The sequence below is a fragment of the Pseudomonas sp. GD03944 genome (assembly GCF_029839275.1).
In the GTDB taxonomy this organism is placed as follows: domain Bacteria; phylum Pseudomonadota; class Gammaproteobacteria; order Pseudomonadales; family Pseudomonadaceae; genus Aquipseudomonas.
Window position 1 is genome coordinate 60,992 of the sequence record NZ_JAOCAH010000005.1, and the last position, 25,567, is coordinate 86,558.

At 67.7% G+C, this 25,567-nt stretch carries 22 protein-coding genes, 1 pseudogene and 1 riboswitch; of the genes and pseudogenes, 5 read left to right on the forward strand and 18 right to left on the reverse strand.

Going from position 1 to position 25,567, the window contains the following annotated elements; translation table 11 throughout:
• Positions 1-29: 29 nt before the first annotated feature.
• The 13 genes from N5C28_RS09915 to N5C28_RS09975 form a co-directional block, all read right to left on the reverse strand.
• Positions 30-755, reverse strand: coding sequence for an adenosylcobinamide-GDP ribazoletransferase (locus N5C28_RS09915; protein WP_279821952.1), 726 nt, complete (start codon positions 753-755; stop codon positions 30-32).
• On the reverse strand, positions 752-1,327 hold the full coding sequence (cobC, locus tag N5C28_RS09920) for an alpha-ribazole phosphatase family protein (protein ID WP_279821953.1): 576 nt from the start codon (positions 1,325-1,327) through the stop codon (positions 752-754). Before cobC ends, N5C28_RS09915 begins: the two co-directional genes overlap by 4 nt.
• The gene (gene cobT / locus N5C28_RS09925) at positions 1,324-2,379 is read right to left on the reverse strand and encodes a nicotinate-nucleotide--dimethylbenzimidazole phosphoribosyltransferase (protein WP_279822253.1); all 1,056 of its coding nucleotides are present in this window, start codon (positions 2,377-2,379) and stop codon (positions 1,324-1,326) included. Before cobT ends, cobC begins: the two co-directional genes overlap by 4 nt.
• Entirely contained in the window at positions 2,379-2,897 is a 519-nt protein-coding gene (gene cobU / locus N5C28_RS09930) for a bifunctional adenosylcobinamide kinase/adenosylcobinamide-phosphate guanylyltransferase (RefSeq protein WP_279821954.1), read from the reverse strand. The genes cobT and cobU overlap by 1 nt, the downstream gene beginning before the upstream one ends.
• Before the next feature lie 376 nt (positions 2,898-3,273).
• Entirely contained in the window at positions 3,274-4,734 is a 1,461-nt protein-coding gene (locus tag N5C28_RS09935; protein ID WP_279821955.1) for a cobyric acid synthase, read from the reverse strand.
• Complete coding sequence (gene cobD / locus N5C28_RS09940; RefSeq protein ID WP_279821956.1) at positions 4,731-5,723, reverse strand: threonine-phosphate decarboxylase CobD; 993 nt, start codon at positions 5,721-5,723, stop codon at positions 4,731-4,733. Before cobD ends, N5C28_RS09935 begins: the two co-directional genes overlap by 4 nt.
• Positions 5,716-6,624 carry an adenosylcobinamide-phosphate synthase CbiB gene (gene cbiB / locus N5C28_RS09945; RefSeq protein ID WP_279821957.1) on the reverse strand — a complete coding sequence of 303 codons (909 nt, stop codon included), beginning with the start codon at positions 6,622-6,624 and terminating at the stop codon, positions 5,716-5,718. Before cbiB ends, cobD begins: the two co-directional genes overlap by 8 nt.
• A gap of 52 nt (positions 6,625-6,676) precedes the next feature.
• Positions 6,677-7,333, reverse strand: a complete 657-nt coding sequence (gene bluB, locus N5C28_RS09950; RefSeq protein WP_279821959.1) for a 5,6-dimethylbenzimidazole synthase — start codon at positions 7,331-7,333, stop codon at positions 6,677-6,679.
• Positions 7,330-8,634, reverse strand: a complete 1,305-nt coding sequence (locus tag N5C28_RS09955; protein ID WP_279821960.1) for a cobyrinate a,c-diamide synthase — start codon at positions 8,632-8,634, stop codon at positions 7,330-7,332. Before N5C28_RS09955 ends, bluB begins: the two co-directional genes overlap by 4 nt.
• Complete coding sequence (cobO, locus tag N5C28_RS09960) at positions 8,634-9,245, reverse strand: cob(I)yrinic acid a,c-diamide adenosyltransferase (RefSeq protein ID WP_279821962.1); 612 nt, start codon at positions 9,243-9,245, stop codon at positions 8,634-8,636. The genes N5C28_RS09955 and cobO overlap by 1 nt, the downstream gene beginning before the upstream one ends.
• Before the next feature lie 260 nt (positions 9,246-9,505).
• Positions 9,506-9,728, reverse strand: a riboswitch (cobalamin riboswitch).
• 217 nt (positions 9,729-9,945) lie between these two features.
• Positions 9,946-11,376, reverse strand: a complete 1,431-nt coding sequence (locus tag N5C28_RS09965; RefSeq protein WP_279821964.1) for an efflux transporter outer membrane subunit — start codon at positions 11,374-11,376, stop codon at positions 9,946-9,948.
• The gene (locus N5C28_RS09970) at positions 11,376-14,525 is read right to left on the reverse strand and encodes an efflux RND transporter permease subunit (RefSeq protein ID WP_279821965.1); all 3,150 of its coding nucleotides are present in this window, start codon (positions 14,523-14,525) and stop codon (positions 11,376-11,378) included. Before N5C28_RS09970 ends, N5C28_RS09965 begins: the two co-directional genes overlap by 1 nt.
• 20 nt (positions 14,526-14,545) lie before the next feature.
• Positions 14,546-15,712 (reverse strand): MexC family multidrug efflux RND transporter periplasmic adaptor subunit, encoded by a 1,167-nt coding sequence (locus N5C28_RS09975; protein WP_279821966.1) that lies wholly within the window; start codon positions 15,710-15,712, stop codon positions 14,546-14,548.
• A gap of 182 nt (positions 15,713-15,894) precedes the next feature.
• Here N5C28_RS09975 and N5C28_RS09980 point away from each other — a divergent pair, with 182 nt between their 5' ends.
• Positions 15,895-16,455 (forward strand): TetR/AcrR family transcriptional regulator, encoded by a 561-nt coding sequence (locus N5C28_RS09980; RefSeq protein WP_279821968.1) that lies wholly within the window; start codon positions 15,895-15,897, stop codon positions 16,453-16,455.
• 239 nt (positions 16,456-16,694) lie between these two features.
• Here the strand turns inward: N5C28_RS09980 and N5C28_RS09985 are convergent, their stop codons facing one another.
• The gene (locus tag N5C28_RS09985; protein WP_279821970.1) at positions 16,695-17,777 is read right to left on the reverse strand and encodes an alpha/beta hydrolase; all 1,083 of its coding nucleotides are present in this window, start codon (positions 17,775-17,777) and stop codon (positions 16,695-16,697) included.
• Between the two features lie 263 nt (positions 17,778-18,040).
• Here N5C28_RS09985 and N5C28_RS09990 point away from each other — a divergent pair, with 263 nt between their 5' ends.
• Positions 18,041-18,202, forward strand: a complete 162-nt coding sequence (locus N5C28_RS09990; RefSeq protein ID WP_279821971.1) for a hypothetical protein — start codon at positions 18,041-18,043, stop codon at positions 18,200-18,202.
• Between the two features lie 271 nt (positions 18,203-18,473).
• On the opposite strand, the gene N5C28_RS09995 is transcribed toward N5C28_RS09990, so the two are convergent.
• The 3 genes from N5C28_RS09995 to N5C28_RS10005 form a co-directional block, all read right to left on the reverse strand.
• Positions 18,474-18,917 (reverse strand): EexN family lipoprotein, encoded by a 444-nt coding sequence (locus N5C28_RS09995; protein ID WP_279821973.1) that lies wholly within the window; start codon positions 18,915-18,917, stop codon positions 18,474-18,476.
• A 292-nt stretch (positions 18,918-19,209) separates the two neighbouring features.
• Positions 19,210-21,273, reverse strand: a complete 2,064-nt coding sequence (locus N5C28_RS10000; protein WP_279821975.1) for a TonB-dependent receptor — start codon at positions 21,271-21,273, stop codon at positions 19,210-19,212.
• A 238-nt stretch (positions 21,274-21,511) separates the two neighbouring features.
• The gene (locus tag N5C28_RS10005) at positions 21,512-22,123 is read right to left on the reverse strand and encodes a TetR/AcrR family transcriptional regulator (protein ID WP_279821977.1); all 612 of its coding nucleotides are present in this window, start codon (positions 22,121-22,123) and stop codon (positions 21,512-21,514) included.
• Between the two features lie 89 nt (positions 22,124-22,212).
• On the opposite strand from N5C28_RS10005, the gene N5C28_RS10010 reads away from it, so the two are divergent.
• Positions 22,213-22,818, forward strand: coding sequence for an NAD(P)H-dependent oxidoreductase (locus N5C28_RS10010; protein ID WP_279821979.1), 606 nt, complete (start codon positions 22,213-22,215; stop codon positions 22,816-22,818).
• A gap of 94 nt (positions 22,819-22,912) precedes the next feature.
• Here the strand turns inward: N5C28_RS10010 and N5C28_RS10015 are convergent.
• A pseudogene (locus N5C28_RS10015) lies at positions 22,913-23,032 on the reverse strand (AraC family transcriptional regulator); the annotation flags it as partial.
• A gap of 264 nt (positions 23,033-23,296) precedes the next feature.
• On the opposite strand from N5C28_RS10015, the gene N5C28_RS10020 reads away from it, so the two are divergent.
• Together N5C28_RS10020 and N5C28_RS10025 are read left to right on the forward strand one after the other, a co-directional pair.
• Entirely contained in the window at positions 23,297-24,346 is a 1,050-nt protein-coding gene (locus tag N5C28_RS10020) for an NAD(P)-dependent alcohol dehydrogenase (protein WP_279821981.1), read from the forward strand.
• Positions 24,347-24,521: 175 nt separating this feature from the next.
• Positions 24,522-25,424 (forward strand): alpha/beta hydrolase, encoded by a 903-nt coding sequence (locus N5C28_RS10025; protein ID WP_279821983.1) that lies wholly within the window; start codon positions 24,522-24,524, stop codon positions 25,422-25,424.
• Positions 25,425-25,567 lie beyond the last annotated feature (143 nt).

Below are 25,567 nucleotides of genomic sequence, written 5' to 3' on the forward strand. Positions count from 1 at the left end.
ACCCGACCAGGGAAAACCAGGGTGTGGAATCAGAGCGCCAGGGCCACCAGTACGGCGCATTCGAGCAGTTCGAGCAGTGCGCCGGCGGTGTCGCCGGTCGTGCCGCCCAGGCGCTGCACCATCAGCCGCCGCAGCCAGAAAAACAGCCCGGCAGCCACCGCCAGGGCCAGCAACGCGGCCGTGCCGAACAGCAGCATCACCGCGCCATGGGCGGCCAGAATCCAGGGCAGTTGCCGGCGCGGCAGGTGCTCGGCCAGGGCCTGCCCCAGGCCACCGGCACGCACGTAGGGCGTGGTGAGGAACAACAGCGGCAGCGCACCACGGGCCAGCCAGGGCACCAGCAGCAGCCAGGCACCGTGGCCGGCCTCCAGCACCGCGACCAGGGCAGCGAACTTGAGCAGCAGCAGGAGCACCAGCACCACCACCGCGATCGGCCCGCTGCGCGGGTCTTTCATGATCGTCAGGGTGCGTTCCTTGTCGCCGAAGCCCCCGACCCAGGCGTCGGCGCTGTCGGCCAGGCCATCCAGGTGCAGACCGCCGCTGAGCCCGACCCACAGCGCCAGAAGCAACGCGGCCTGCAACAGCAGCGGCGCATCGGCCAGCAGCCACTGCGCGCCCAGCAGCAACACCCCGATCAGCACACCCACCAGCGGGTACCAGAGCAGCGAACGGCCGACCTGCTCAGGCGTCGGCATGCCCGGCAGGCTGACCGGCAGGCGGGTGAGGAACTGTACGGCGATCAGCAGCGGGATCATGGCTGTTCCTGCAGGCCACCGGTGGCGTCCAGGTGCAGGCGGAAGCGGTCGGCATACCCCACGTTGACCTGCAGCAGGTCATTGCGCGGCAAGCCCCGGGCGCGGGCCAGCAGCAGGCGCATCACCCCGCCGTGGGTCACCAGCAGCAATCGCTCGCCGGCGTGTTGCTGGTGAAGGCGTTGCAACGCTCCCAGCACCCGCGCCTCGAACGCCAGCAACGGCTCGCCACCCGGTGGAGTGAAAACGTAAGGCTCGCGCCAGAACTGCCCGAGGGCGTCGGCATCATGCTGCATCAGCTCGGCAGCGCTGCGCCCTTCCCACTCACCGAAATGCAGCTCCTGCAGATCGGGCTCCAGGCTCAGCGGCAGACCGTGCTGTTGAGCCAGTTCTTCGGCGAAGCGCGCACAGCGTTGCAGCGGCGAGCTGACCAGGCGATCCCAGGGCCCGCCTTCGACCGTCGCCGCGCGCAACTGCGCCCAGCCGGTTTCGGTCAGGGCGTCATCCAGGCTGCCGCGCAAGCCGCCGCCGAGCGCGGTCTCACCGTGACGCAGCAGCTCCAGGTGCAGGATCATGCCGGGCGCTCGGCGACGGCAGCTTCGGCGAAGGTCGCCATATCGTTGTGCAAGTGGCAAGCCAGCTGCAACAGCGGAACCGCCAGGGCCGCCCCACTGCCCTCGCCCAGGCGCAGGCCCAGGGCCAGCAGCGGCTCGGCCTGCATCGCATCCAGCACCCGCTGGTGACCCGGCTCGGCACCGGCATGGGCGAAGATCAGCCACTCCCGGCAAGCGGGGTTCAGGCGCACCGCGAGCAGCGCCGCGACGCTGCAGATAAAGCCATCGACCAGGGCCGGCAGGCCGCGCTGGGCACAGGCCAGGTAGGCGCCGACCAGCGCCGCGACCTCGAAGCCGCCCAGGCGCACCAGGGCATCGATGGGCGCCTGGATATCGGGGCCGTGCAGCGCCAGGGCCGCCTCGATCACCTCGCGCTTGTGGGCGACGCCCGCGCTGTCCAGCCCGGTGCCGGGGCCCACCAGGTCCACCACCGGGCAATCCAGCAGGCAACAGGCCAGGGCCGTGGCCGAGGTGGTATTGCCGATGCCCATTTCGCCGCCGATGAACAGTTCGGTGCCAGCCTGTCGCGCACGCTGCACACTGTCGCGGCCGGCTTCCAGGGCGATCAGCACCTGGGCCTGGGTCATTGCCGGGCCACGCCGGAAATTCTGGGTGCCCGCGCCGACATGCAGGTGGCGCACGCCCGGCAGCGCTTCCAGGGGCACGGCGGTGCCCAGGTCCACCACCTCCAGGGCCGCGTCCAGTTGCCGGGCCATGACGCTGATCGCCGCGCCGCCGGTGACGAAGTTGCGCAGCATCTGCCCGGTCACTTCCTGCGGGTAGGCCGACACGCCCTCGGCCACCACCCCGTGGTCGCCGGCGAAGATGGCGATCCACAGCTGGGTCACGCTGGGGCGCTCGCGGCCCTGCAGCGCCGCCAGGTGCACCGCCAAGTGCTCCAGCTGGCCGAGCGAACCCGCCGGCTTGGTCAACTGCTGCTGACGCGCCAGCGCCTTGCTGCGCGCCACGTGATCCAGCGGCTGGCAGGGTTCCTGCCACCATTGCAGATGTATCATGCTTCCCCCTTCAACAGCATCGGCAGCCCCGCCACCGTGAACACCACGCGCTGGCAGCGCTCGGCCACCGCCTGGTGCAACCAGCCGGCTTCATCGACATACCGGCGGGTCAGTTCGCCCATCGGCACCACCCCCAGCCCGGTTTCATTGCTGACCAGGATGATGCGCCCCGGCAGGTCAGCCAGCACGGCCAACAATGCATCGCGCTCGGCCTGCAAGCGGGCGTCGTCCTCCAGCATCAGCAGGTTGGTCACCCACAGCGTCAGGCAATCGACCAGCAGGCAACGGTCCGCCACCGCGTGCTCGCGCAGCACCCGGGCCAACTCCAGCGGTTCTTCCACCAGGGCCCAGTGCGCCGGGCGGCGCTCGCGGTGCAGGCGAACGCGCGCGCTCATTTCGCCGTCCAGCGGCTGGCTGGTGGCGATGTAGGTCACCGCCAGCCCCGACTCGGCAGCCCGCCGCTCGGCCAGACGGCTCTTGCCGGAGCGGGCGCCGCCGAGAATCAATTCATGCATGTCCATCTCTCAGTCAATTGAGCAGGCGTCCGGCAACACAGGCCAAACACACCGATCCACCGTGGCGATGCAACGGTGGATGTAAACAGCGGCATCCACCCTACGTATTCAACGCCACCCCGTAGGAGCGGGCTTGCCCGCGAGCCCTTCTCCAGTTCGGCGACCGCCAAAGCTCGCGGCCAAGGCCGCTCCTACAGAACCACGTCGCCCAGCCTGTAGGGTGGATCACGCTTTACCGATCCACCGTGGCGATGCAACGGTGGATGTAAAAAGCGACATCCACCCTACGAATCCAGCCGCCACCCCGTAGGAGCGGGCTTGCCCGCGAGCTCTTCTCCAGTTCGGCGACCGCTGAAGCTCGCGGCCAAGGCCGCTCCTACAGAGTCAGGCCACACAAATGCTTGAGGGCCCGGGTATCCAGGTGCCGGTCGACCAGGTCGGCCAGGCGTTCGATGTCGCGTTCGCGCAGGGCATGGTAGTCCACGGTCTGGACATCGCGCAGGCCGGCCCAGCGCAGCAGCGCGCCGCACGCCTCGCCGGATTCGAACAGGCCGTGCAGGTAGGTGCCGAGCACCTGGCCGTCGGCACTCAGCGCGCCGTCGCGGCGGCCGTCGTCAAGGTGCACGGCGGCGTTGTCCAGCGCCGGGCCGCTGCTGACGCCGGCATGGATCTCGTAGCCGCTCACGGCCGCGCCTTCCAGGCTCAGCGTGCCCTGCACCTGGCGCAGTTGTTTTTCCCGCTCCAGCACCGTGTCGAAGGCCAGCAGGCCGAAGCCAGGGCTGTCGCCGGCGGCGCCTTCCAGGCCATGGGGGTCGGCGATGGTGTTGCCGAGCATCTGCAGGCCGCCACAGATACCCAGCAGCTTGCCGCCATAGCGCAGGTGCTTGTGGATCGCCGCTTCCCAGCCCTGGCTGCGCAGGAACGCCAGGTCGGCACGCACGCTCTTGGAGCCGGGCAGGATGATCAGGTCCGCCGGCGGAATCGCCTGGCCGGGACCGACGAAGGTCAGTTCCACCTGGGGATGCAGGCGCAGCGGGTCGAAGTCGGTGTGGTTGCTGATGCGCGGCAGCACCGGCACCACGACCCGGATCACTTCATCGGCCTTGGCCGCCTGGCGGGTGTCGATGGCGTCTTCGGCTTCGAGGTGAAAATCCATCAGGTACGGCAACACGCCAAGCACTGGCTTGCCGGTGCGCTGCTCCAGCCAGTCGAGGCCCGGCTGCAGGAGCGCGATATCGCCACGAAAACGGTTGATGACGAAGCCTTTGATCCGCGCCTGCTCCGACGGGCTGAGCAGTTCCAGGGTGCCGACCAGGTGGGCGAACACGCCGCCCTTGTTGATGTCGGCGATCAGGATCACCGGGCAGTCCACCGCCTCGGCAAAGCCCATGTTGGCGATGTCGCCGGCGCGCAGGTTGATTTCCGCCGGGGAGCCGGCGCCCTCCACCATGACCACCGGGTAGGCCTCGCGCAGGCGCTGGTGGGAGGCCAGCACTGCTTGCATGGCGACCTTCTTGTAGTCGTGGTAGGCGACGGCATTGAGCGTGCACTGGGCGCGGCCGTGAATGATCACCTGGGCGCCGGTGTCGCTGTTGGGCTTGAGCAGCACCGGGTTCATGTCGGTGTGCGGCGCCAGGCCGGCCGCCTGGGCCTGCACCGCCTGGGCGCGGCCGATCTCGCCACCGTCGGCGGTCACCGCGCTGTTCAGCGCCATGTTCTGCGGCTTGAACGGCACCACGCTGACGCCCTGGCGCTTGAGCCAGCGGCACAGCCCGGTCACCAGGGTGCTTTTGCCGGCGTCGGAGGTGGTGCCCTGCACCATCAGGGTGACGCTCATGCGTGCTCCTTGGCGAAGGCCTGCAGGGCCTGCTCCAGGCGCGACCAGCCGGCTTCGTCGGCGGGCAGGCCGAAACGCACACTGGCCGGCGCGTCGAACAGGCGGATGAGGATGCCCTGGCTGGCAAGGAATTCGTGCAGCGCGGCGGCCTGTTCGCTGATCACCCACTGGAACAGCGCGCAGCCACCGGTAGGCGTCCAGCCCAGGGCGGTGAGCAGCGCGGCCAGGCGTTCGCCGTCGGCGTTCAGCCGTTCGCGTTGCGCCAGGTGCCCGGCGTGGTCCTGCAGCAGCACCTTGGCCACCGCGCGCGCCGGCCCGCTCACGGCCCAGGGGCCGAGCTGCTCTGCCACCTGATCGAGCAGGGCCTGCTGGGCGATCATGAAGCCCAGGCGAATCCCGGCCATGCCGAAAAATTTGCCGAACGAACGCAGCACGATCAGCCCCGGCAGCTGGGTGAACGGTGCCATGCTCAGGTTCGGCGTGCAGTCGATGAAGGCTTCGTCCACCACCAGCCAGCCGCCCCGCTCCGCCAGGCGTGCGTGCCAGGCGAGCAACTGCCCTTCATCGATGCGCCGGCCGGTGGGGTTGTTGGGGTTGATCAGGAGCAGCACGTCCAAACGATCCAGGGCGCGGTGCACGCCTGCCTCGCTGATCGGCATCACCCGGTGGCCTTCGCGCTGCCAGGCGGCAGCGTGCTCGGCATAGGCCGGCGAGACGATGCCGATGGTGGCGCCGTGGCGCAGCCGCGGCAGGGCCTGGATCGCTGCCTGGGAACCCGCCACCGGCAACAGGGCCGGTGCGTTGTAGTAGGCACGGGCGGCCTCTTCCAGGCCGTCGTTCAGCTCCGGCAGGCGGTGCCAGGCGTCAGGTTCGATGGCCGGCAGCGGCCAGCCGTAGGGGGCGATACCGGTGGACAGGTCCAGCCAGTCGGCCAGGGGAATGCCGTGGCGCTGCGCCGCCGCCCGCAGGCGGCCACCGTGTTCAAGCACGCAGCACCTCCAGGGCGATCATCAGCACCAGCCACAGCAGCACGCCGCCGTTGACCAGGTTCATGGCACGTTCGATATCCCGCGCCCGGGGCTGCGGTCCTTCGCCCAGGCTCGGGCGCTCATGCACCTCGCCGTGGTACTCCGCCGCGCCGCCCAGGCTGACGCCCAGGGCGCCGGCGCCAGCGGCCATCACCGGCCCGGCATTGGGGCTGTCCCATTGCGGGGCCTGGCGTCGCCAGCACACCAGCGCGCGCCACGGGCGGCCGAGCACGGCATAGGTCAGGGCCACCAGCCGCGCGGGGATGTAATTGAGCACGTCGTCGATCTTCGCCGCCGCCCAGCCGAAGCGTTCGAAGCGTTCGTTGCGGTAGCCCCACATGGCGTCCAGGGTGTTGCTCAGGCGATACAGCACCACGCCCGGCGCACCGGCCACGAGGAACCAGAACAGCGCGGCGAACACGGCGTCCGAGCCGTTCTCCAGCACCGACTCGGTGCCGGCACGGGCCACGCCAGTGGCATCCAGCGCGGTGGTGTTGCGGCTGACCATGTAGCCGACCCGCCGGCGAGCCAGGGGCAAGTCGCCGAGGCGCAAGGCCTGGGCCACCGGCTGTGCGTGCTCGCCCAGGCTTTTCAGGCCCAGGGCCGCGTACAGGGCGAGGATTTCCACCGCCCAGCCGATACCCGGCAGCTGCACCAGCAGCGCCGCCAGCAACGTCAGTGGCAGCACCGCCAGGCACCAGGCGCTGACCCCGTGGCTGCGCCAGCCGCCCCCAGCCGGGTTGAAGCGTTGTTCGAGGCGCTCGGCCAACCGCCCGAAGGCCACCAACGGGTGCCAGCCCTTGGGCTCGCCCAGGGCGGCATCCAGCGCCACACCCGCCACGGCACTGACCACCAGGCTCATGGCCGGGCCTCAGGGATGACGGCGGGTGGGCACGCGATTGGTTGCGGGTCGCTCATGGCGTCCGGGTTCCCCATTGGTCCTGAAACAGCAATTCATTCAACGGCCGCACCTCGGCCCAGCCTTCCTGCGCCAGCATCGGCGCCTCGTAAAACGCCTCCACCGGGCCCAGGCACAGCACCGCCAGCGGCTTGCTGCCAGCGGGCATGCCCAGCAGATCGACCAGGGCCTGGGGCTCGAACAACGAGACCCAGCCCATGCCAAGGCCTTCGGCGCGGGCGGCCAGCCAGAGATTCTGAATGGCGCAGGCCAAGGACGCCATATCCATTTCCGGCAGGGTGCGTCGCCCGAAGACATGGGCCTCGCGCCCCTCCATCAGCCCCACCACCAGCAGCTCCGCGCATTCGCGGATGCCCTGCACCTTGAGGCGCATGAATTCGTCGCTGCGCTCGCCCAGGGCTTCGGCAGTGCGCACGCGCTCCTCCTCCACCAGTTCGTGGATCGCCTCGCGCAACGGCGCCTGGGTGATGCGGATGAAACGCCACGGCTGCATCAGGCCAACGCTGGGCGCCTGGTGCGCCGCTTCCAGCAGGCGCGCCAGCAGCTCCGGGGCCACGCTGCCACCAGCGAAATGGCGCATGTCGCGGCGCTCGGCAATAGCCCGGTAGACGGCGGCGCGCTCGGCTTCGCTGAAGGCGTGGGCGTCACTCATGAATGGGCACTCGGCAGGAACAGCGCAGCCGTGACCTGCGGGTTGGATGGCATATAGAAGTGGATGTACGACGCGGTCAGGCGGCCGATGCGGTACACCGCCTCGGCGGTGCGCTTGTAGCTCGGGCACACGCCGCGGGCCAGCGGCTCCAAGGTGGATTCCAGAGCCGAATAATGGAAGGTATGGCCGCGCAGTTGCCCTTCCGGCAGCGCGACGTCCTGCAGCGCCAGGGCCTGCATGCGCGGCTGCATCACCGCCTCGCCGCTCACCAGGCCGAGCATGCGCCCGCTGTTGCCCTGCTTGTCGGTCAGCCGATCCAGCAGGTAGAGCATGCCGCCGCATTCGGCGTGGATCGGTTTGCCGGCGGCATGGTGATCGCGGATCGCCTGGGCCATGGCCTGGTTTTCCTCCAGCCGCGCCAGGTGCAGCTCCGGGTAGCCGCCGGGCAGGTACAGGCTGTCTACCTCAGGCAGTTGCGTATCGCTCAACGGCGAGAAGAACACCAGCTCGGCGCCCAGGCTGCGAAGCAGGTCGAGGTTGGCCTGGTACAGAAAGGCGAAGGCGCTGTCGCGGGCCACGCCGATGCGCACGCCCTCGAGCACCGAGGTTATGTCGCGCGGCGCTGGCGCGGCGAAGGTCACCGGCGGCGGCAGCTCGCCATCGGTGCTGACAGCCAGTGCATCGGCCGCCGCGTCCAGGCGGGCATCGAGGTCGAACAATTCATCGGCCTGCACCAGGCCCAGGTGGCGGCTCGGCAGCTCCACCGCAGTGCTGCGCGGCAAGGCGCCGAACCAGCGGATCGACGGCGGCAGCGCATCGCGCAGGATCTCGCCGTGGCGCGGGCTGCCGGTGCGGTTGCCGAACACCCCGGCGAACGGCAGGTCCGGCTGGAAGGTCGCCAGGCCATGGGCCAGGGCGCCGAAGGTCTGGGCCATGGCCGAGCCATCGATCACTGCCATCACCGGCACGCCGAAGCGCTTCGCCAGGTCGGCAGCCGAGGGCGAGCCGTCGAACAGGCCCATGACCCCTTCGATCAGGATCAGGTCGGCGTCGCCCGCCGCTTCCCACAGCAGGCGACGGCTCTCCTCCTCGCCCACCATCCACAAATCCAGCTGGTACACCGGCGCGCCGCTGACCCGGGAGAGGATCATCGGGTCGAGAAAGTCCGGCCCGCACTTGAAGATGCGCACGCGCTTGCCCTGGCGCCGATGCAGGCGCGCCAGCGCGGCGGTGACGGTGGTCTTGCCCTGGCCGGAGGCCGGTGCGGCGATCAGCATCGCCGGGCACTGTCTGTCCTGCATCAGTACTCCACGCCCTTCTGCGCCTTCACCCCGGCCTTGAACGCGTGCTTGACCAGGCTCATCTCGGTCACCGTGTCGGCGGCCTCGATCATCCCTGGCAGCGCACCACGCCCGGTCACCACCACATGCTGCAGCATCGGCCGAGCCTCGATATCGGCGAGCACCTCGTCCAGTTCCAGGTAGCCGTGCTTGAGGGCGATGTTCAGTTCGTCCAGCACGATCAGGCCGATGGCCGGGTCGTTCAGCAGCGCGCGCGCCACGGCCCAGGCTTCGCGGGCCTTCTGGATGTCACGCTGGCGGTCCTGGGTCTCCCAGGTGAAGCCTTCGCCCATGACGTGGTAGCTGACCTCGTCGGGGAAACGGCGGAAGAAGGTTTCCTCGCCTGTGCTGGCCGCGCCCTTGATGAACTGCACCACCCCGACCTTGTAGCCGTGGCCCAGGGCCCGGGCCACCATGCCGAAGGCCGAGCTGCTCTTGCCCTTGCCGTTGCCGCTGTGCACCAGCAGCAGGCCGTATTCGTCCTGGGCCTGGGCAATTTTTTCGTCGATCAGGGCTTTCTTGCGCGCCATCCGCGCCTTGTGCCGTGCGTCGCGTTCGCTTGATTCAGTCATGCTTTCACCTCGACATGCCGGGAGCGCAACCGCCTGGGCGTGCGGGCACGGCAAAGCGCCCGCGACCGGACGCACCGGTGGCGGCCCGCAGCCTGACCCTGAGAAAAGCACGCAACGCCGCGCAGCACGATCGCTGCAGGCGCCAGAACAGATGTCGTCATCCCGTGTGGCTCCGTCGCTCTCACCCGTGCGACATAGACAGAGAAAGGCAGCGGGGACGGCAGCGCCGGGGCAACCCCGTGCGCCGGCAACGCCCTCCGCAATGCCGTGGTACAGCAGGCCGGTCTCCGGGCTCACGAGTGGCGCCTACGTACATAGGACCGCCGCCAGGCGCACCTTCCCATGCCGGGGCACAGTGGCGAATAGCGCTGGTTCGACTCGTCTACCGTTGCGGGGGCAGCGTCGGAATGGCTGGCGCAGAGGCCAGGGCACCGACTTCCCAGTTTCACCCCGCGAGGGGGCACCTGTTGCAAGGCGCGCAGGGTAGAGGTTTGCACGTCCGGGCGTCAACGACAGCGGGCCGCCAGCCCTGCTACCGGCTGTCGCGGCCGACCGCCGGCAACCGCCATGGCGGGTCGATGAAGCGTGACCCACCCTACGAAGCGATCGTAGGGTGGATGTCGCTCTTCACATCCACCATGAGATCACCACGCCTCCCCATGGTGGATCGGTGAAGCGGGATCCACCCTACGGGGTTTCGTTATCGCTGCACCTGGGCCAGGTCGTCCCGCGACCAGCCGCCGCCCAGGGCACGGAACAGGTCGGCCAGGGCGACCTGGCGGTCGGTGCTGATCTGGATCAGCGTGGCCTGGTCGTTGAAGTTGCTGCGCTGGGCGTCCAGGTAACGCAGGTGGTCGTCTACCCCGCCTTCGTAGCGCGCCTTGGCCAGAGCCATGGCCGCGTCACTGGAGTTGGCAAGCGCCAGCCGCGCCGCTTCTTCGCGGCGCAGGGTGTCGGTGGCGGCCAGGGCATCGGCGACTTCGCGGAAGGCGCCCTGGATGGTGCCCTCATAGGAGGCGATGGCCGCGTCCTTGCGCACTTCGGCCAGGTCCAGGTTGGCGCGGTTGCGGCCGCCCGCGAAGATCGGCAGCGACAGCGTCGGCGCAAAGCTCCACGAACGCGAACCGCCGTCGAACAGGCCGGACAGCTCCGAGCTGGAGCTGCCCACCGAACCGGTCAGCGACACCCGCGGGAAGAACGCCGCCCGGGCCGCGCCGATGTCGGCGTTGCGCGCCCTGAGACGGTGCTCACTGGCGAGGATGTCCGGGCGTCGCTCGATCAGCGCCGACGGCGTGCCCGGGGCGATGTCCTGCAGCACCAGCAGCGTGTCCCGCGGCTTGGCCGGCAGGTACTGCTGGGCATCGGCGGTGCCGATCAGCAGCACCAGGGCGTTCTCCGCCTGGCGCAGCTGGCGTTCAGTGCTTTCGCGCTCGGCCTTGGCCTGCTCGGCCAGGCCCAGGGCCTCCTGGTAATCCAGGGCGGTGGCGGTGCCGACCTCGCGGCGGCGGACGATCAGCTCCAGCGAGTCCTGGCGGGTCTCCAGGGTCTGCTCCACCAGCGCCAGGCGCCGCAGCGCGCCGTCGCGGGTCAGGTAGGCCTGGATCACCTCGGCGATCAGGCTGATCTGCGTCGCACGGGTTGCCTCGGCGGTGGCCAGGTAAGTTTCCAGCGCCGACTCGGACAGGTTGCGCACCCGGCCGAACAGGTCCAGCTCGTATTCGGTCAGGCCAAGGCCGACCTGGTAGGTGCTGACCACCTCCGAACGGCCAGTGTTGGACAGGTCCGCCGGCAGGCGCTGGCGATTGCCATTGGCCGTGGCGTTCAGCGACGGCAGGCGGTCGGCACGCTGCACCCGGTACTGGGCGCGGGCGGCTTCGATGTCCAGCAGCGCCTGGCGCAGGTTGCGGTTGTTGTCCAGCGAGGCCTGCACCACGCGGCGCAGCTCGGGGTCGACGATGAAGGTCTGCCAGTCCAGGGCATCGGCTGCCGTGCTGGAGGTGGCTTCGACCGGTGCATTCCAGGCGTTGGCCACCGGCGCCTCGGGGCGCTGGTAGCTGGGCGCCAGGGAGCAGCCGGCCAGGGTCACGGCCAGCGCCAGCAGCGCGGGCCGCACGATCAGGGAAGACGGCATCAGGCGTGCTCCTCGGTCCGAACGGCCGGGCCGTCGGGTGATGGGGACGAAGCGGGTTTGCTGCGCAGCAGCGACAGCACCCAGACGAAGAACAGCGGCACGAAGATCACCCCGAGCAGCGTGGCGCTGAGCATGCCGCCGATCACCCCGGTGCCGATGGCGCGCTGGCTGGCAGCCCCCGCCCCGGTGGCGATCACCAGCGGCACCACGCCGAGAATGAAGGCCATGGAGGTCATGATGATCGGGCGGAAACGCAGGCGCGCGGCCTCGATGGCGGCATCGCGCAGCGAGTGCCCCTGCTCCCACAGGTCCTTGGCGAACTCGACGATGAGGATCGCGTTCTTCGCCGCCAGGCCGATGATGGTGATCAGGCCGACCTTGAAGTACACGTCGTTCGGCAGCCCCACCGCGGTCACCGCCAGCACGGCGCCCAGGGCACCCACCGGCACGATCAGCATCACCGCGAGCGGAATCGCCCAGCTCTCGTACAGCGCCACCAGCAGCAGGAACACCACCACGAAGGCCAGGGCGAACAGCATGCTCGCCTGACCGCTGGCCACCTGTTCCTGATAGGACAGGCCGGTCCACTCGTAGCCGATGCCTTCCGGCAGCTCGGCGGCAATACGCTCCAGCTCGGCCATGGCCTGGCCGGTACTCACGCCCGGCGCCGCGTCACCGGAAATACGGATCGACGGGTAGCCGTTGTAACGGGCGATCTGCACCGGACCCTCTTCCCAGCTGGTGGTGACGAAGGCGCTCAGCGGCACCAGGTCGCCGGAGACGTTGGGCACGTGCAGGCGCAGCACGCTTTCCGGGGTCATCCGTTCGCCCTGCTCAGCCTGCACCACCACGCGTTGCTGGCGGCCGGCGTTGGCGAAGTCGTTGATCACCGACGAACCGAAGGCGGTGGACAGCGCACTGCTGATCGACTCGAAGCTCACGCCCAGGGCGCGGGCCTTTTCCCGGTCGATGGCCAGGCGCAACTGCGGCGCTTCGGCCAGGCCTTCCATCATCCCGTAGAGGAACAGCGGGTTACCGTTGACCTTGCCCAGCACTTCGTCGCGGGCGGCCAGCAGGGCCTCGCGACCCAGGTTGGCGCGGTCCTGCAGGCGCAGGGCGAAACCACCGGAGTTGCCCAGGCCTTCGATTGGTGGCGGCGGCACCGCCATCATCGCGCCGTCGTCGAGGTTGGCGAAGCGCTGGTTGACCGCCGCGGCCTCGGCCTCGGCCGATTGCTCGTCACTGCGCTCGGACCAGTCCTTGAGCAGCGGGAAGGCAATGGCCGCGTTCTCGCCCATGCCGGAGAAGCTGAAGCCCAGCACCAGGAACGAGGTGGCCACGGCGTCGCGGGACATCAGGAATTCTTCCAGTTCCTCGCCGGTGGCCGACGTGCGCTCGCGGGTGGCCCCCGGTGGCAGTTGGATGTCGACGATCATGTAGCCCTGGTCTTCCACCGGCACGAAGGATTCCGGCAGGCGCAGGTAGAAGAAGCCCATCAGGATCACGATGCCCAGGTAGATGAACATGAAGCGCCCGGCACGCGGCACCAGCACCTTGTTGAGCTTGGTGTAACGGCCGGTCAGCGCCGTGAAGCGGCGGTTGAACCAGCCGAAGAACCCGGTCTTCTCGTGGTGCCCTTCGGGAATCGGCTTGAGAATCGTGGCGCACAGCGCCGGGGTGAAGGTCAGCGCCAGGAACCCGGAGAACAGGATCGACACCGCCAGCGACAGCGAGAACTGCTGGTAGATCACGCCCACCGAGCCAGCCATGAACGCCAGCGGCAGGAACACCGCCGACAGCACCAGGGTGATGCCGATGATCGCGCCCGACACCTGCCCCATCGCCTTGATGGTCGCGGGCACCGGCGCCAGGCCCTCCTCGGCCATGATCCGTTCGACGTTCTCCACCACCACGATGGCGTCGTCCACCAGGATGCCGATGGCCAGCACCATGCCGAACATGGTCATCATGTTCACCGAGAAGCCCAGCAGGTACATGAAGGTCAGCGTACCGGCCAGGCACACCGGCACCACGATCGACGGGATCAGGGTGTAGCGCACGTTCTGCAGGAACAGGAACATCACCAGGAACACCAGCACCATGGCTTCGACCAGGGTGTAGATCACCTTGTCGATGGCCACGTCGACGAAGCGCGAGGTGTCGTACGGCACCGAGTACTCGACGTTGTCCGGGAAATTCACCGACAGCTCGTCCAGGCGCTGCTTGACCGCCTCGGCGGTGCGGATGGCGTTGGCCCCCGGCGACAGCTGCACGGCCGCAGCCACGGCCGGCTTGCCGTCCTGGCGCGAACCGAAGTTGTAGTCCTGGCTGCCCACCTCGATGCGCGCCACGTCGCCCAGGGTCAGGCGCGAGCCGTCTTCATTGGCGCGCAGCACGATGGCAGCGAACTCTTCCGGGTTGTCCAGGGTGCCCTTGACCGTCAGGGTGGCGGTCAGCTCCTGCTCGCTGGCCCCCGGCGTGCTGCCGAAGGCACCGGCAGGCACCTGCACGTTCTGCGAACGGATGGCGTTGTTCACGTCATCGATCGACAGGCCGTAGCCCACCAGCTTCTGCGGGTCGATCCACACGCGCATGGCGGCTTCGGCGGCGAAGAACTGCAGCTTGCCGACGCCGGGTACGCGGCGGATCTCGTTGTTGATGTTGCGCGCGGCGTAATCGGCCAGGGCCGTGGTGTTGTCGTGCTTGCCACCGTCCTTGTAGATCAGCGCGTACACCAGCAGGAAGCCCGCAGTGGCCTGCTCGGTCTGGATACCCAGGTTGAGCACCGCCTGCGGCATGCGCGCCTCGGCCTTCTTCAGGCGGTTCTGCACGTCGACCTGGGCCAGTTCCGGGTCGGTGCCCGGCTGGAAGGTCACGGTGATCTCGGCAATGCCGTTGGCGTTGCTGGTGGACTCGAAGTACAGCAGGTTCTTCGCGCCGTTGAGTTCTTCCTCGATCACGCTGGTGACCGAGTCGGTCAGCACCTTGGCCGAAGCACCCGGGTAAGTGGCGGTAATAGTGACCTGGGGCGGCGCCACGTTTGGGTACTGCGCCACCGGCAGGAACGGGATGGCCAGCAAACCGGCCATCGAGATGAACAGCGCGACCACCCACGCGAAGTTGGGCCGCCTGATGAAAAACAGGGACATGTCGTTTCCTCGAAAGCCGCTTACTGCGCCTGGGTTTGCGGGGTAGATTGCGCGACGGACTCAGGCTGGCGCGGCACCACCGTGTCGCCCGGGTTGACCGCCGCCAGCGAGCTGACGATGACCTGGTCCCCGGCCTTCAGGCCTTCAGTGATCTGCCAGCGCGAGCCGTCCATTGCGCCGGTCTTCACCGTGCGGGCCTCGACCACGTTCTCGGCGCCGAGCACCAGCACCTGGGCCTGGCCATCGGTGGTGCGTTTCACCGCGCGCTGCGGCACCAGGATGGCGTCCTGGTCAGTGCCCAGCGGCGTGCTGACCCGCACGTACATGCCCGGCAGCAACACCCCTTGCGGGTTGTCGAAGCGGCCACGCAGGGCGATCTGCCCGGTGCTGCGGTCCACCGCCACATCAGTGAACAGCAGGGTGCCGCGGCTCTCGATATCGGTGCCATCGACCCGCAGCGACAGCGGCTCTTCACCGACGCCGCCCATGCGCCCTTCGGCGATCGCCGCGCGCAGACGCAGGGCATCGGCGGCTGGCTGGGTGAAGTCGGCGTACACCGGGTCCAGTTGCTGGATACGCGCCAGCAGCGTGGTCTCGCCCTGCCCCACCAGGGCCCCTTCGGTCACCTGGGCACGGCCGATACGCCCGGCGATGGGCGCGCGCACCGTGGCGTAGCCGAGGTCCAGGCGCGCGGTTTCCACGTTGGCCTGGGCCGAACGCTTGTCCGCCTGGGCGCTCTGCAACGCGGCGCGGGCCGTGTCGAAATCCTGCTGGCTGACCGCATCGATCTTCACCAGCGGCTCGTAGCGCTTGACCGTCGCCTGGGCCTGGAACAGCTGCGCCTCGGCCCGGGCCAGTTCGCCCTGAGCGCGAGACAGCGCGGCCTTGAACGGCGCCGGGTCGATCTGGAACAGCACCTCGCCGGCCTTCACGTCGGCGCCTTCCTCGAACTTGCGGCTGAGCACGATGCCCGCCACCCGCGCGCGCACCTCGGCCACGCGAACCGGCTCGATGCGCCCGGGCAATTCGGCGGTCACGGTAAAGGGCTCGGTCTTGATCGTCAGGGTGTCCACTTCGCGTGGCGGCGGCGCGCCATATCCCTGTTCCTCGGCGCCACAACCGGCAAGAACCACTGCGGCCAGCACAGGGATAACCGACAACATACGCCACTCACGCAAGGTACTCATGATTCACCCGGGCATTGCCCATAGTTTTTCGAAGGCGCACATGATCCTTGCAAATATGCAAATGAGTCAATATTGACTCACATGACACATTTGTGGACAAATTTACGCATTCCCTTTCGGAAACTAGGCTTTTTCTGCAAAATGCGCGGCGTTTTGCCCACTGCCCCGATGAGACCCGTCACATGGACCTACCTGCCTCCGAGGAAAAACTGCTCAAGGCCCTGGCTGTCGCCATCGTCGACAAACCCCGGGGGACCTTCAAGGAGATCGCCCAGGCCGCCGGCGTGAGCAAGGCGACCCTGAACCGCTATTGCGGTACGCGGGACAACCTCATCGAAATGCTGCTCAACCACAGCTCCATCGTGTTGAACCGGCTGATCGCCGAAGCCGACCTGGAACACGCCCCGCCCCTGGTGGCCCTGCACAGCCTGATCGACAACCACCTCGCCCATCGCGAACTGCTGACCTTCATCGCCTTCGAGTGGAGCCCGGACAGCCTCGACGAGTGCACCAGCGGCGGCCGCTGGCAACCCTACTCCGACGCCCTGGACAACTTCTTCCTGCGCGGGCAGCGCGAAGGCGTGTTCCGCATCGACATCGGCGCCACGGTGATGACCGAACTCTTCGCCTCGACCCTGTTCGGCATGGTCGACGCCGAACGCCGCGGCCGCGTGGCCCGCGCCGGCATGGCCACCCTGCTGGAAAGCTTCTTCCTGCGCGGGGCGTCCTGCGCACCGGCCTGACGGGCGTGCCGCCAAGGCACGATCTTCACAGGCTCTGCGTAAAAGGCGTTCCGTCTTCAGCGGTCCGCCCAGCTCACCGCTGGCAACGCGGAGCGTCGCGGGAGTGGGCTACCACGCGGAGCGTGGGAGCCATCCTGCGGTTTCAAGCACGCCCACCTGCTCCAGCTTTTGATCGTTCCCACGCTCCGCGTGGGAACGCATCCCGGGACGCTCCGCGTCCCTTCCACGGTCGCCAGCCCTTACGCCGCCTTCACCGCCGCCAGAAACTTGATCAGCTCGGCATTAACCCGCTCGGCGGCTTCGTGCTGGACCCAGTGCCCGATGTTTTCCAGGCGAACCTGGCCGACCAGGCCGGGTTGTACGCGGCGCAGCTCTTCGAGGGTCGGGGTGGTGGGGTGGAAGAATTGGCAGAGGCCGTCGGCGGCGCCCCAGATGTACAGGGAGGGCTGGGTGATGACGGCGTTCTTGAAGGCGGGCGTCAGGTCGAAGGTGGCCGGTAGCGCGCGGTAGTAGTTGAGCCCGCCGCGGAAGCCGGTCTTCTCGAAGGTGCGGATGGTGTGGGCCACGTAGTCCGGATCTGCCCAGCTTGGCACGGTCACGGGGGCTGGGCGCAGCATGTTCAGGTCGGGGTCGGCGGGGTTCCAGCGTGCTTCCGGTGGCGGGCTGGCCGAGAGCCAATAGAGCACGCTCGGAATGGTTTTGCTGGCGTCGGCGAAGCGCGCTTCGGCGTCCGGCTTCATCATGTCGAAGGCGTAGTAGCGCTCCCCCAGGCCCTGCTTGCGCAGTTCGTCCCAGTAGTTGATGTCCACCCGCGGCGCGTAGGGAATGCTGATGCTGACCAGTGCCCGGAAGCGGTCGGGCCGCGTGAGCATGGCCCGCTGTGCGTGGTCTGCACCCCAGTCGTGGCCGACCAGCACAGCGGACTGGATATTGAGCGCATCGAGCACGCCCACCAGGTCGCCGACGATGTGGTGGGAGGTGTAGAGCGTGGGGTCGGCCGGGGCGTAGCTGCCGCCGTAACCGCGCATGTCCAGGGCGATGGCGCGGTAGCCGGCCTCGGCCAGCGCTCGCATTTGCTGGCGCCAGGTCTCGGCGGTATCCGGGAAGCCATGGCAGAACAGCACCGCCGGCCCCCGCCCCTGCTCGATCACATGGAAGGATTCGCCGTTGACCTGAACCCGCAGGCGCCGCAGGGGGAACGGCTCCGCCGCCATCAGCGGCGACACGCCCAGGCCAAGGCCCAGCACGGCCGATGCGGCCAGCAGGTTACGGCGGGTGATGGGAAATTCGGTCTGCGCGGTTGCGTCTGGGCACTTCTGCATGCGGCCTCTCCAGGGGGTCGGGTTCATCACCGCCCCTGCTCCACCGAACCACGGCCGTTTGCCGATGCGGTTACCGAGGGGACCTGGTTAGAGAGTCGTGTGCTTTGCGCGAAGTTCAGACAGCTTCTGCCGGGCTGGGGTGGCCGCCTCCAGCCTGCATGAAACCTTGCGTTGACGGTGGCCGCCGACGGGATTCATGGAACGGGGCGCCGCACCGCTGGGTCCGATATAGCGTCTCTCTCGACTTTCATGCGAGGCGCGTCATGAGCACCAACAAGCAGCCAACCCCCAAGGGCACGAACCCGGCGCAAGAGCCTACAACCCACGAGCCGCCGGCGAAGAACGAGCGCCCGGACAAACGCATCCAGGGCGAACAACCCCGCAGCCGCTCGAATGAGGGTGACCCGGAGAATCCGCCGGATTGATAGCTGCCAGCCTTACTGCTGGCGACGCAGAGCGTCGCGGGAGTGGGCTATCACGCGGAGCGTGGGAGCCATCAGCGTGAGGGTGTGCAGGCCCTGATCGTTCCCACGCTCCGCGTGGGCATGCATCCCGGGACGCTCCGCGTCCCTTGCAGGAGCGGCTGGGCAGCATTCCGATTGCTCGCGAGCTGTTCGTTTCGGCGATAGATTACGGCGCGCCACACACCGTCGAGCTCGAGGCCAAGGCCTCTCCTACGGGGTGGTCTCTGGGTACTTATCGGTAGTAAATCGTGCCGCCTTCGATGAAGAGCTGGCGCTCGGCCTGGATCGCCGTCAGGCAGGAATGCTGGTTCGCTTCGCCCCAGCCTTCGTTTTTCTCGCGGCACCGTTCGAGTTTGTCCCGCAGGGCGTATTTGTGCTGCTTGTACCAGGCGACGGTTCGCTGGTCGCCCGGCGTCTGCTCGGCCGCTGCACGGTCCCGCGCCTTCAGCGCCTCGATCCTGATCGTCGTGGCCTTCAGCTGGGCGGCCTTGGCATTGACGCAGGCCTGCTCGGAAATGTGAGCGGGTTTGTGGTGGCAGGTATACAGGGCCTTCGACAGCGACGTGGGGTTGGCGACGTACCAGTCCACATCGGGGCTGGGACCGTCCTCGCAGCCCGCGAGCAGGAGCATGGCCAGACCGAGCATCGATACCGGCAACAGGCGATTCATCGGCATGGCGGCCTCGTAAATCGGGGCACTGTACCTGTTTGAACGGCGCGATGCGCGGCGGCCGGTCACGATTGCGGCTGCAAGCTGGCGACGCTGAGCCCCCGCTGCTGATCGTTCCCACGCTCTGCGTGGGAACGCATCCGGGACGCTCCGCGTCCCTGCAACCGCGGCTGGGCGGCATTCCGATTTTCGCTTCGCCGACAGATTACCGCGTGCCACAGACCGCTGAGCTCGAGGCCGAGGCCTCTCCTACAAGGGGCACACGGCGCAGCGAGTTACGGCGAAAAGAGCCCGACCCTTACAGCTTCATGCTGACCGACACATAGCCCGTCCGGCCGGGTGCCGGGGAGAACATGGCCTGGTCGTCGCCGCCCCAGAAGAAGTTGTCGTACCAGACGTATTCGTATTTTTCGTCGGTGAGGTTCTTGAGCTGGAAGTCGACGCTGGTGGTGTCGGTGAGCTGGTACTTCACGTTGGCGTCGAACACCAGGAAGTTGCCGTACTTGCCCTGGTTGTTCGAGGACTCGATGTAGTAGTCGTCCTGGGCGCGCGCCTGGAGGCCGAAGCGCCATTGGTGGTGCGGCTGGTAGTCGGCGCCGATGTTGCTGATGTAACGCGGCGTGGAGAAGACTTCGTTGCCTTTGAGCGACTCCCCGCTGGCGCTGTAGGCGCTGACGACCTTCGCCTCCTGGATGGCGTGGGAGGCCCAGACCGTCAGTTCGTCGTTCACATGGGCGGTGATCTGCAGGTCGACGCCGCGGCGCTTGGTTTCGCCCAGCCCGACCGTGGTGCCAGTGGCCGGCATGTTGGCCACTTCGTCGGTGGCGTCCTGCTGCCAGACGGCGATGCGCGCCTCGGCACCATCGAACGGGGCGAACTTGATGCCCACTTCCTTGCCGGTGTTGATCGACGGGTCGTAACGGTTCTGGCCCGGGGTCAGGTAGGCCGGCCCGGTGGAGCCGGTCAGCACCTGGAAGGTGCGGCCCCAGTTGGCGTAGACGCTCAGGTCCGGGTTGATGGTGTAGACGACGCTGAGCTTGGGCTGCTGGATCCAGCCGTAGTCCTGCAGCGAGCCCTTGGTGCCGTCGACCAGTTCGGTGTGGCCGGAAAACTTGTCGACGCGCATGGCCGGGACGATCTTCAGCGACTCGGTGGGCTGGATGACCGCCTGCAGATAGCCGCCGATGTTCTTCAGGGTGTAGTCATCGTCGTTCTGCACCAGCACCGGCGAGCTGAAGTCGGTCGGGACGCTGTAGGCATAGCGGAAACGGCGGTACTCGTTGTCCTGGTGCTCCAGGTTCACCCCGCCGTCGAGCGTCAGGTACTCGTTGGCTTCCCAGGTCAGGGTGCTCAGCCAGCCGGTCTGCACTTCGTCCCACTGCCGGCGCTGGCGCGGCGCGCTGCCGGCGGCGTAGCTGGTGAAGGTGACCTTGCGGTCGTCTTCGTAGTGGTTGTAGTAGAGCTTGTTGCTGAGGACGAGGTTGTCCTGCAGCGCGTAGTCGACATGGGCGCTGATCTGCTTCATGTCGCGCTCACTGCCGTCGTTGCGGTTCTTCGGGTCGGAATGGGTGCGGCTGCGGCTCAGCTCGGCGGCGGTCATGAACCCCGGTTCGTCGGCCTCGTGGTGGTACACGCGGGCGATCAGGCCGGCCTTCAGGCTGCCGGGGTCATTGGTGTAGAACCACTTGCCGCCCAGGGAAAACTTGTCCGACTCGTCGTGATCGCGAAAGCCGTTGGAGTCCTGTTTGGCGAAGAAGTAGTTCTGCGCGAAGTTGTCGGATTCGCGGCCGATGGCGATCTGTGCCTCGCGGTGATCGAAGCTGCCGTAGGTGACGCGGCCGTCGTTGTAGTTGCCGCCCTGGCGGGTGGCGAAGTTGATGTTGCCGCCGATGTTGTGCAGCCCGTAGCGCGGGTCGTTGGTGCCCTTGACCACTTCGATGTAGTCCAGCTCCAGCGGGAAGATCATGTCGATGAAACGCTGGTTGCCGCTGTTGACGTTGCTCGGGATGCCGTCGATCAGCACCTTGATCCCGTTGATGTAGCCCTCGCCATTGAACGCCCGGAACGTGGCCTTGCCCGACTCGGCGCCCTGGCGCGTTTCCGTCAGCTGGATGCCCGGCAGTTGCCCCAGCAGCTCCCAGCTGTTCATGACGTTCTTGTCCTCGATCTGGTCGCTGCCCAGCACGTCCACCGAGGTGAGGATGCTGTCCACCGGCAGCGCCGGGCCATTGCCACTGCCGCCGCTGCTCGACTCCACACGCACCTCGCCGAGCACGATGGTCGAGGAACCGGACGGTGCGGCCTGGGTTGGGGCGGAAGCGAGGAGAGAAAGCGCGGTGAACGAGAACAGCCTGGTTTTCATCGGTAATCCATCGGGTACAGAGGGTCTTGAAGGAGGCGGATCGGCAGGCCACTGGCTTGGCCAGCCAACCAAAGAACCGTTATACCATAACATTATCAAGACCCAGGCCGCCCACTTTTTATCGCCTAACCGGTGCCTCGGCTTGCCTGATAGGCACCGAGCTAGAGCGGCCCAGCCCCACCGATTGGCGGTGGAGCGCCGAAGAAACAGGGCCTGGATGCGGATGCCCAGCACGCCTTCAGCGGCTGCCCTGCCCCACGCACCGCTCCACCATCGCCACGATCACCGCCATCAACTCGGCCTTGGCCTGGTCCGCACTCACCTCCCCACTGGCCGCCGCGTGGGACAGCGCTTCGGCGGCGCCGAGCATGGCGCGCAGGCTCGCGGCGGACAGGTCGGCATCCCCGGTAAAGGGCTGGAAGGCATGGCGGCACTTGTCTAGGAACACACGTTCGTACTCGCGCTTGGTGCGCTCCAGTTCCGGGGTGCTGGCCAGGGCGGCGATGACTCCGGGAATTTCCCGGCCCTGCTGTTGCACACAGTCGACATAGGCGGTGGCGATGACCGTCGCCCTGCCGAGCAGGGTCGCCTCGCCGGCTTCCAGTGCGACGTCCATCAGGGCCGTTTGTCGGGCATCGAAGTCTTCATAGAGAGCCACCAGCAAACCGGCGCGGGTACCGAAATGGTCGTAGACCACCGGTTTGGTCACCCCGGATTGTTCGGCCAGGCGGCCCAGGGTCAGGGCGTCGGTGCCTTCGCTGCGCACCAGTTGCCAGGCGGTATCGAGGAGCTGACGCAGACGGTCTTCCCGGGTCATGCGGCGACGAGGTGCAGCGGGTGTGGTTGACATCGCTATGTACCAAAAGTAACTTACCAAGAGTAACTTACTGAAAGTATATAGCCGTCACGGACGCCCCTCAATCACCCTGGAGGCCCACCATGCACGCCCTTATCGTTGTCGCCCACCCCGAACCCCACTCCCTCAGCCACAGCGTGGCCGCGCGCATCGGCGCTGGTCTGGTGGCGGCCAACCCTGCCGACACCTTCGAAATCGTCGACCTCGCGGCCCAGGGCTTCGACCCGCGTTTCTCCGCGGCAGACCTTCAGGTGCACCGCACCCAGGCCGCGCCACCTGCCGACGTGCGGGATGAGCAGGCACGAATCGACCGGGCCGATGCCCTGGTGCTGGTGTTCCCGGTGTACTGGTGGTCGATGCCGGCGCTGCTCAAGGGCTGGATCGACCGGGTGTTTTCCAATGGCTGGGCCTTCGACTTCAGCCTGGACGCCGGGCTGATCAAGAAGCTGCAGCGCCTGCGCGTGCACCTGGTCGGCATCGCCGGCGCCGATGCGGGGACCTACGAGCGGCATGGTTACGAAAGCGCAATGAAGACCCAGATCGACCACGGCATCTTCGACTACTGCGGCGCCCGGGTGGCGAGTTCACAGTTGCTGCTGGACTCGGAAACCCAAGAACCCGCCATTACGCTGCGCGCCGGGGAGCAACTGGGCCGGACCCTGTTCGCGCACAGGCTCGAAACGGCCTGATGACGCACCGCTGACGACGCCCCCGAAGAGCGTTCCCACGCTCTGCGTGGGCAGGCAGCCCGACGCTCTGCATCCGCTCACCCATTGCGGGCGCTCAGTTGCACGCGGGGGTTGGCCCGACGCCCTCGGCCTGGCCCCGTAGCAAGGCGATGTCGCGCTTGGGCGGTGCGCCGAACAGGCGACTGTACTCGCGGCTGAACTGGGACGGGCTGTCGCCGATCTCGCGCCTGTGCACGTCGATCACCCGGGCCAAGGTGGCCGGGTGCAATGAATCGGATGCGGGGGTGTCGGATGCAAGGGTCATGTCTGTATGCCTGTAGCCTGTGATCGAACGCTACCCGCGCGCCTGCCGGCTTCCCACCAAAAGCCTGCACGCTCATCGGATCAGGCAAGTAATCCAGTGGAATGCGCTACAGCTCAGCCGGGCATCACCGGAAAATGGTCAACGAACCCACAGGCTGCAAAGGGGGGCTGCTCCATGACAGTCAACGCATACGGTGCCCACGCGGGCGACCAACCACTCGAACCGCTGCAGATCGCCCGGCGTGAACCGGGCGCCCACGATGTGCAGATCGACATCGCCTTCTGCGGTGTCTGCCACTCCGACCTGCACCAGGTACGCGCCGAATGGGAAGGCACCCTGTTCCCCTGCGTGCCCGGCCATGAAATCGTCGGGCGGGTGAGCGCCATCGGTGCCCACGTCAACGGTTTCAAGGCAGGTGACCTGGTCGGGGTCGGCTGCATCGTCGACAGCTGCAAGCGCTGCGACGACTGCCTCGAAGGCCTGGAAAACTATTGCGACGGCATGGTCGGCACCTACAACTTCCCGACACCGGACGCGCCGGGCTGGACCCAGGGCGGCTACTCGCAACGCATCGTGGTGCACGAGCGCTACGTGCTGCGCATCGGCCATCCCGAGGCGCAGCTGGCGGCGGTGGCGCCGCTGCTGTGCGCCGGCATCACCACTTACTCGCCGCTGCGCCACTGGAACGCCGGGCCGGGCAAGAAGGTCGGCGTGGTCGGGATCGGCGGCCTGGGCCACATGGGCATCAAACTGGCCCACGCCCTGGGCGCCCAGGTGGTGGCGTTCACTACCTCCGACGCCAAGCGCGAGGCCGCCAGGCAGCTGGGCGCCGACGACGTGGTGGTGTCGCGCAACGCCGAGGAGATGGCCGTTCACGCCAAGAGCTTCGACCTCATCCTCAACACCGTGGCCGCACCCCATGACCTGGACGCCTTCCTGGTGCTGCTCAAGCGCGACGGCGCCCTGGCCCTGGTTGGCGCGCCCGCCTCGCCGCATCCGTCGCCGAACGTGTTCAACCTGATCATGAAGCGCCGTAGCGTCGCCGGTTCGATGATCGGCGGCATTGCCGAAACCCAGGAGATGTTGGATTTCTGTGCCGAGCGCGGCATCGTCGCCGACATCGAACTGATACGCGCCGACGAGATCAACGACGCCTACGCGCGCATGCTCGAAGGCGACGTCAAATACCGCTTCGTGATCGACAACGCCACCCTGGCCGACTGACACGGCGGGTGGCGGGTGGCGGGTGGCGGGTGGCGGGTGGCGGGTGGCGGGTGGCGGGTGATGATGCCGACCGCCGCTGCCTGAGGCTTCGACAGATTGTCGCCTGGCCGACACCACGCTCCCTGCGGGATCGCCTAGGATTCGGCACAGAACAATCACAAGAGAACGCAGCCCCATGCCGAGTCTCCAGAGCCACCTCGTGGCAGGCCTGCTGCGCCTGACCCGCCGCAAACGCATCTACAGCTCCGTCCAGCACGTGCGCGACGGCGTCGCCCAGGTCAGGCAGCAAGGGCCGGCCCGGCCATCGGCGCGGATGCTGCAGCGCCTGGCGGTGCAGCATGAGGTGGTGGATGGCATCGAGGTCTATCGCCTGGCGCCGCGAACGCCAGCCGCCTCCGCGCGGCACGTGCTGTACCTGCACGGCGGCGCCTATATCCGGCCGATCACCGTGCACCACTGGCGGTTTCTCCAGGCGCTGGTGGAGGCCGAGGGCTACACCATCACCGTGCCGCTGTATCCGCTGGCGCCGGAAGCGACCTGCAGCCGCGCCGTGGCGGCGATGGTCGATTGCTACCAACGCACCTGCGCGGCGGAGAACCTGGCGTCGCTGGGTGTCATGGGCGATTCCGCCGGCGGCGGCCTGGCGCTCGCGCTGTGTTACGCGCTGCGCGAACGCGGCCTGGCCCTGCCGTCGAAACTAGTGCTGATCTGCCCTTGGTTGGACGTGCGCATGAACCACCCGGCCATTGCTGCGCACGAACAGGACGACCCCATGCTGGCCGCCCTCGGCCTGAAGGAAGCCGGCCGCCTGTACGCCGGCGACCTACCGATGGACCACCCGTACGTCAGCCCGCTCCAGGGCGACCTGGCCGGGCTCCCGCCGCTGCTGATCTTCGCCGGTACCCGCGACATCGCCTGTCACGACGAACTGCTGTTCGCCGACGCCGCCCGTGCCGCTGGCGTGCCGGTGGAATTGCAGGTGGGCGACGGCCTGATCCATGTGTGGCCGATCCTGCCGATTCCCGAGGGCAAGGCCGCGCGCCAGCTCATCGCCCGGCATCTGCGCGAAAACGGCTGAGGGTGCAGGCCGCCCCACGTAGTGTGTGATCCCGGGTGTCGCTGCGCTCGACCCAGGCTACGGGTACGGGGCTCGATCCAGCGCTACGCGCTTGTGGGGTGGATGTCGCTTTTTACATCCCCCGTTGCAACGGCACGGTGGAT

Coding starts and splice junctions, on each gene's coding strand:
- N5C28_RS09915 (WP_279821952.1), bottom strand. CDS start 755: ATGATCCCGCTGCTGATCGCCGTACAGTTCCTCACCCGCCTGCCGGTC.
- cobC (WP_279821953.1), bottom strand. CDS start 1,327: ATGATCCTGCACCTGGAGCTGCTGCGTCACGGTGAGACCGCGCTCGGC.
- cobU (WP_279821954.1), bottom strand. CDS start 2,897: ATGCATGAATTGATTCTCGGCGGCGCCCGCTCCGGCAAGAGCCGTCTG.
- N5C28_RS09935 (WP_279821955.1), bottom strand. CDS start 4,734: ATGAGCGTCACCCTGATGGTGCAGGGCACCACCTCCGACGCCGGCAAA.
- cbiB (WP_279821957.1), bottom strand. CDS start 6,624: ATGAGCCTGGTGGTCAGTGCCGTGGCGGGTGTGGCGCTGGATGCCGCC.
- bluB (WP_279821959.1), bottom strand. CDS start 7,333: ATGAGTGACGCCCACGCCTTCAGCGAAGCCGAGCGCGCCGCCGTCTAC.
- N5C28_RS09955 (WP_279821960.1), bottom strand. CDS start 8,634: ATGCAGGACAGACAGTGCCCGGCGATGCTGATCGCCGCACCGGCCTCC.
- cobO (WP_279821962.1), bottom strand. CDS start 9,245: ATGACTGAATCAAGCGAACGCGACGCACGGCACAAGGCGCGGATGGCG.
- N5C28_RS09965 (WP_279821964.1), bottom strand. CDS start 11,376: ATGCCGTCTTCCCTGATCGTGCGGCCCGCGCTGCTGGCGCTGGCCGTG.
- N5C28_RS09970 (WP_279821965.1), bottom strand. CDS start 14,525: ATGTCCCTGTTTTTCATCAGGCGGCCCAACTTCGCGTGGGTGGTCGCG.
- N5C28_RS09975 (WP_279821966.1), bottom strand. CDS start 15,712: ATGAGTACCTTGCGTGAGTGGCGTATGTTGTCGGTTATCCCTGTGCTG.
- N5C28_RS09980 (WP_279821968.1), top strand. CDS start 15,895: ATGGACCTACCTGCCTCCGAGGAAAAACTGCTCAAGGCCCTGGCTGTC.
- N5C28_RS09985 (WP_279821970.1), bottom strand. CDS start 17,777: ATGCAGAAGTGCCCAGACGCAACCGCGCAGACCGAATTTCCCATCACC.
- N5C28_RS09990 (WP_279821971.1), top strand. CDS start 18,041: ATGAGCACCAACAAGCAGCCAACCCCCAAGGGCACGAACCCGGCGCAA.
- N5C28_RS09995 (WP_279821973.1), bottom strand. CDS start 18,917: ATGCCGATGAATCGCCTGTTGCCGGTATCGATGCTCGGTCTGGCCATG.
- N5C28_RS10000 (WP_279821975.1), bottom strand. CDS start 21,273: ATGAAAACCAGGCTGTTCTCGTTCACCGCGCTTTCTCTCCTCGCTTCC.
- N5C28_RS10005 (WP_279821977.1), bottom strand. CDS start 22,123: ATGTCAACCACACCCGCTGCACCTCGTCGCCGCATGACCCGGGAAGAC.
- N5C28_RS10010 (WP_279821979.1), top strand. CDS start 22,213: ATGCACGCCCTTATCGTTGTCGCCCACCCCGAACCCCACTCCCTCAGC.
- N5C28_RS10020 (WP_279821981.1), top strand. CDS start 23,297: ATGACAGTCAACGCATACGGTGCCCACGCGGGCGACCAACCACTCGAA.
- N5C28_RS10025 (WP_279821983.1), top strand. CDS start 24,522: ATGCCGAGTCTCCAGAGCCACCTCGTGGCAGGCCTGCTGCGCCTGACC.